Source organism: Nonomuraea sp. NPDC003201 (genome assembly GCF_053590415.1).
In genome coordinates, this window is sequence record NZ_JBSFTC010000524.1 from 1 (window position 1) to 5,178 (window position 5,178).

The 5,178-nt window shown below is 70.7% G+C and carries 5 protein-coding genes; 3 read left to right on the top strand and 2 right to left on the bottom strand.

Annotated features, from left to right (window positions below):
* Positions 1-132: 132 nt before the first annotated feature.
* Positions 133-540 (top strand): MerR family transcriptional regulator, encoded by a 408-nt coding sequence (locus ACWDX9_RS59710; RefSeq protein ID WP_449972658.1) that lies wholly within the window; start codon positions 133-135, stop codon positions 538-540.
* 98 nt (positions 541-638) lie between these two features.
* Positions 639-1,367 (top strand): hypothetical protein, encoded by a 729-nt coding sequence (locus ACWDX9_RS59715; RefSeq protein ID WP_449972661.1) that lies wholly within the window; start codon positions 639-641, stop codon positions 1,365-1,367.
* A 38-nt stretch (positions 1,368-1,405) separates the two neighbouring features.
* On the opposite strand, the gene ACWDX9_RS59720 is transcribed toward ACWDX9_RS59715, so the two are convergent.
* Together ACWDX9_RS59720 and ACWDX9_RS59725 are read right to left on the bottom strand one after the other, a co-directional pair.
* The gene (locus tag ACWDX9_RS59720) at positions 1,406-2,059 is read right to left on the bottom strand and encodes a LuxR C-terminal-related transcriptional regulator (RefSeq protein ID WP_449972664.1); all 654 of its coding nucleotides are present in this window, start codon (positions 2,057-2,059) and stop codon (positions 1,406-1,408) included.
* A gap of 47 nt (positions 2,060-2,106) precedes the next feature.
* Positions 2,107-3,378, bottom strand: coding sequence for a sensor histidine kinase (locus tag ACWDX9_RS59725; RefSeq protein WP_449972667.1), 1,272 nt, complete (start codon positions 3,376-3,378; stop codon positions 2,107-2,109).
* Between the two features lie 137 nt (positions 3,379-3,515).
* Between ACWDX9_RS59725 and ACWDX9_RS59730 the strand changes: the two genes are divergently transcribed.
* On the top strand, positions 3,516-4,988 hold the full coding sequence (locus ACWDX9_RS59730) for an alpha/beta fold hydrolase (protein WP_449972670.1): 1,473 nt from the start codon (positions 3,516-3,518) through the stop codon (positions 4,986-4,988).
* Positions 4,989-5,178 lie beyond the last annotated feature (190 nt).

Here is a 5,178-nt window from a genome sequence, read left to right on the forward strand (position 1 = left end):
GGAAGGGGGGGGTTGGTGATGTATAAGAGACCCCCCCCTGCAGCCCGCAGGCGGGGCGGGTCTTTGTTTTAAACCCTCGGGCCCCCGGCCCATCTGGGCGCCGGGGCCCCTGTTCGCATTCGGGAAGGTTGAATGGATCAAACACCTCAGGCAGCGGTCACCGCCTCCAGGCAGGAGCGGCCCCGCCCCACCGGCGCTCACCCAGCCGATCACCCGGTCCAGGCGGTCGAAGCGGCCGGCAGTCTCGGGCAGCGGCTCGATGACGAGGACTATCCCGCCTACAGCATGGGCCGGGCCGCCGAGATCCTCGGTGTCACCCCGGCGTTCCTGCGCAGCCTCGGCGCCGCCAAGCTGATCGAGCCGCTACGCAGCGAGGGTGGGCACCGCCGCTTCTCCCGCTACCAGCTGCGCCTGGCCGCCCGCGCCCGCGAACTCGTCGACGCCGGCACCCAGCTGGAAGCGGCCTGCCGCATCATCATCTTGGAAGACCAGCTCGCCGAGGCGCTGCGCATCAACGAAGAACTCCGCCAGCACCACTGACCGCTTTCGGCCCCCGGCCACACCCGGGGGCATCAGGACCGGCCGCGCCCGAAACGCCGGGCAGCCCCACGACAGCGAGGCGCGCGCGGCATCGGCCGTTGAGGTTCGCCCCGGAGGACCGGGCCTTCCTCGCCGTCCTCCTGACGCCGCTGCCCCGCGACGTCCTGCGCCGCCTGCGGCTTCTCATCCGGCCCGATACTGTCGTGCGCCGGCACCGCGATCTCGTGAAACGGCGCCATGCTCGTGCCTGCGCGCCGAAACGGCGCGGGCGCCGGCCAACCGCCCGTTCCATCCGCACCCTTGTCCTGCGCCTGGTCCGGGAGAACCCGTCCTGGGGCTACCGGCGGGTCCACGGAGAGCTCACCACGCTCGGCATCACGATCGCTCCGTCCACGGTCTGGGAGATCCTCAAGCGGGAAGGCATTGATCCGGCAGCCGATCGGGCGTCCACCACATGGGCCGGCTTCCTGCGCTCCCAAGCCGAAGCTCTACTGGCATGCGACTTCATCGAGACGGTCACCCTTGGTGGGCGGCGTCAGTACATCCTGGCCGTCATCGAGCACGCAACCAGACGCATCCGCGTACTTGGCACCACCGCGCACCCGGCCGTGAACTGCATCCAGACCGTGCTCACCGGCATCCGGATGCCGCGGATGAACGCGATCATGGAGCGGTGGGTGCAATCGTGCCGCCACGAGCTCCGCTACCTCGCCCGGCCGCTCCACGACGTCTGTGTCGGGCTGGTCGGCCGGGACAGAGCCGACGCGCTGTGCTCAGCGCTCCTGGGAGGGTCCTGGCTCCGGACCGGCGGCGACTGGCTGGCATGACCTGCTCTCGGGCCGCTGTCGCGCCGCGACAGCGGCGGTCAGGACGGCCAGGCCTGCAGGTAGCGGAGGACGGCGAGTACCCGGCGATGGTCGTTGTCCGACGGAGACAGGCCGAGCTTGGTGAAGATCTGGGTCACGTGCTTCTCCACCGAGCCGTACGACAGGAACAGCGCGTTGGCGATGGCGTTGTTGGAACGCCCCTCCGCCATCATCGCCAGCACCTCGCGTTCCCTTGGGGTGAGGGCGCCGAGGGCCTCCGTGCGGTGGCTGGCGCCCATGATCTGGGTGACGACCTCCGGATCCAGGACGGTCTCCCCGGCCGCGATCCGGTCGAGCGCGGTCAGGAAGTCTTTGACGTCGGCGACGCGCTCCTTCAACAGGTATCCCACCCCGTGGGCGCCCCCGGCGAGGAGCCGGGCGGCGTAACGCGTCTCGATGTACTGGGAGAACATCAACACGCCCGTACCCGGATGATCACGGCGGATCCGGATCGCGGCCCGCAGGCCCTCGTCGGTGTGCGAAGGCGGCATGCGCACGTCGACCACGGCGATGTCGGGACCGTGCTCCGCCACGGCCGCCCGGAGCGACTCGCCGTCGCCCACGGCGGCGACCACCTCCTGGCCGCGGGAGGTGAGCAGCATGCACAGGCCCTCCCGGAGCATCACGGCGTCTTCGGCGATCACGATGCGCATGCGCTGTCCGTTCGGCTGTCCGTTCGGCTGTGCGTTCGGCTCTGCGTTCAAAGGTGCAGGGGAAGTTCGACGGTGATCACCGTAGGCCCTCCTGCCGGGCTGCGGATGCCGATCGTACCGTCCAACGTCCCGACCCGGGCGGCCAGGCCACGCAGGCCGGATCCGGTGTCCATCGCCGCGCCGCCGACGCCGTCGTCGCGGACGAGCAGGGTCAGCAGGCCACCTCTCGCCCGGACGTCCACCGTGGCATGTCCGGCGCCGCTGTGCTTGGCCACGTTGGCGAGCAGTTCCGCCGTGCAGAAGTAGGCGATGGCCTCGACGGCCGGAGCCGGCCGCTCGGGCAGATCGACTTCCAGCCGGACCGGAACCGGGCTCCGTGCGGTGAGCGTGGCCAGGGCGGTCTCCAGCCCTTTGTCGAGCGCGGGCGGGTGGATGCCGTGGATCAGGTCACGCAGCTCGGCCACCGTCTCCTTGGCGGTGCGGTGAGCGCCGTCGACGAGAGTACGGGCACGCTCCAGCCGGTCAGGATCGCCGGCATGCTCGAGTTCCTCCTGGGCCATGCCCAGGCTCAGGGCCAGCGTCACCAACCGTGCCGCGGTCCCGTCGTGCAGGTCCCGCTCGATCTGGCGGAGTCTGGCGACCGCGTCGTCCACGGCCGACGCCCGCGCCTGCTCCAGCCGGCGGATCCGCGTGTCGCGCGGCGCCGGCCCGAGCAGGGTCCGGGCGATCACGCGTTCGGGGGCCAGTACGAGGCGGACGCCCCATGGGGCGAGCAGCAACAGCGCCAGTCCTGCCGCGCCCATCAGCAGCGCACCCGGCCAGCTACCGGGAGACAGGTGGGGCAAGGCGAAGGACCGCCACCACAGGGGGCAGCCGAGCAGGAGCAGGCCGCCTCCCCACAACCCGGCAGCGGCGGCGAAGGCGGCGACGGCCGCCGGGAGCCGGATCAGCCCATGGAGGACGGCGCGCCATCCCGTCACGTCGCCGAGCGCCGCGCCGAGCCAGTTCAGCCAGCCAGGCGCGGAGCGGAACGGGGCAGGATCGGACACCCGCACACCGGCCAGCACCCGCGCCAGCCGCCGGTTGGCCGCGCCCAGTCCTCTGGCCGCCCGCACGCTCAGGGCCAGCATCGGCACTCCGACGAGATTGGCCGTCATGAGGACGCTCACCCACACGATGACGACATGGGCCAGGCCGATTCCGGCCATCAACGGCATCATCAGCGCATAGGCGAGCTCGCGCCGCGCCCGTGCCTGCGCGGGAGCGGCAATCAGCGCGCGCCACGGGCCGAAGCCGTCGTCCTCTGCCTGCCTGCCCACGTTCCTCCTCGCCCGATGACATTGATCACGACCGTACGCCGTACAACCTGACGGACAGCTCGTGGGGGACATCCCGAAGCCAGCACGGAGGATGTCCCGGTGGTGGCCCGTCATCCGGCGTCGGCAGAGTGATCATCATGATGGAGACCAAGCAGCGACACCGGCGTGGCAGGACCACTTGGCTGGTCATCGGTGTGACGGTGGCGACACTCGCGGGAACGTCCCCGGCGGCGTCCGCCGCCCGGGACGCGCAGCCGACCTGGCGGGACTGCGCAGGCCAGGGCGAACTCGCGGGCATGCAGTGCGCCGAGATCGAGGTGCCCGTCGACTGGGCAGAACCGGACGGAACGAAGATCAAACTGGACCTGGCCAGGCTACCGGCCACCGAACCTGCGCGCCGCGTCGGCAGCGTCCTGGGCATCCCCGGCGGTCCCGGCGCCAACGGGATCGAGGACCTGAAGCGCGCCGCGGCCGACCTCACCGAACTGGGCCGCAGGTTCGACATCGTCGCCTACAAACCCCGCACCAGGGTGTGGCTCGATCAGGTGCCGCCCTCCTGCATGCAACCGGCGACGTCACTGTCCGACCCCCGCAACCGCAAGGAGTACACGACGCAGGCCACGGCGATGACCAAGGCCTTCGAAGCCTGCCAGAGAGCGGACAAGACCGGTCTGTTCGCCCACATGGACTCCCTGTCGGTCGCCAGGGACATGGAAGCGGTTCGCGCGGCCCTGGGCGAGGAACGGCTGAGCTTCATGGCCACCTCCTACGGAGGAGTGGCCGCCGGTGCTTATGCCCGCCTGTTCCCGCACCGCATCCGCGCCATGTATCTCGACGGGGTGATCAATCAGGTCCTCGGATGGCCGGACCAGCAACTGCGGACCTACCCCCTCCGGGAACGAGTGTTCACCAAGTTCACCACCTGGTGTGCGGCCACCCCTGCCTGCGCCCTGCACGGTCAGGACGCCGCGGCGGTCTGGCGCAAGCTCACCCAGGATGCCGACCGCAACCCGATCCCGGTCACGTCCTCCCAGTTCGGCAAGGGCAAGCTCACCGGATGGCACCTGAGAGCTCTTGGCTTCATGGGCGACCCGGGGCCGGACAACTCAGGCTGGCTGGCCTTCGCCGAGGCGGTCGCCAAGGCCAGGCGGGGGGACGGTTCCGGATTCGCCGACTTCGTCCTCGGCAACACGCGAACGTGGGTCCTGCCCGGGGTCATGGCGATGAGCTGCGGGGACGAGCGGGGCTACACCGGCTACGCGCAGCTGCGGAAGTTCAGTCGTCAGTCGCTGAAGATCTCGCCGAACTTCGGCGGAGGAGCCGGGATGGACGCGCTGGCATGCGCGGGCTGGCCGCTGAAGGTCGCCAACCCGTCCCGCCCGCTGCCGGCCCGCGGCCTGCCGCCGTTCCTGGGAATCGGCAGTACGTGGGTCGACTACCCGTGGACCGAGAGCTTCACCGGGATGATCCCAGGATCGGTGGCTGTCGCCTACGAAGGGCCCGGCCACGCCCTGTACCTGACGAAGAAGAAGTGCCCGATCCGACACGCCACCGCGTATCTGACCGACCTGACCCTGCCCAAGCCGGGCACCACCTGCCCCGCCGAATGATCCTCGGCGTTCTGTGCGGCGGGGGCGGGGATGCCGGCGGTGACCGTGAAGCCTCCCTTGCCGTCGTCTCGCGCGCTGAAGGTGCCGCCGAGCAGGGTCACCCGGCGGTTGAGCCCGGTCAGGCCCATCCCGGAGCCGGCGCCGGTCAGCGCGGGGTCGGCGCTCCGCCGGGGCGCCGCGTTGCGCACCT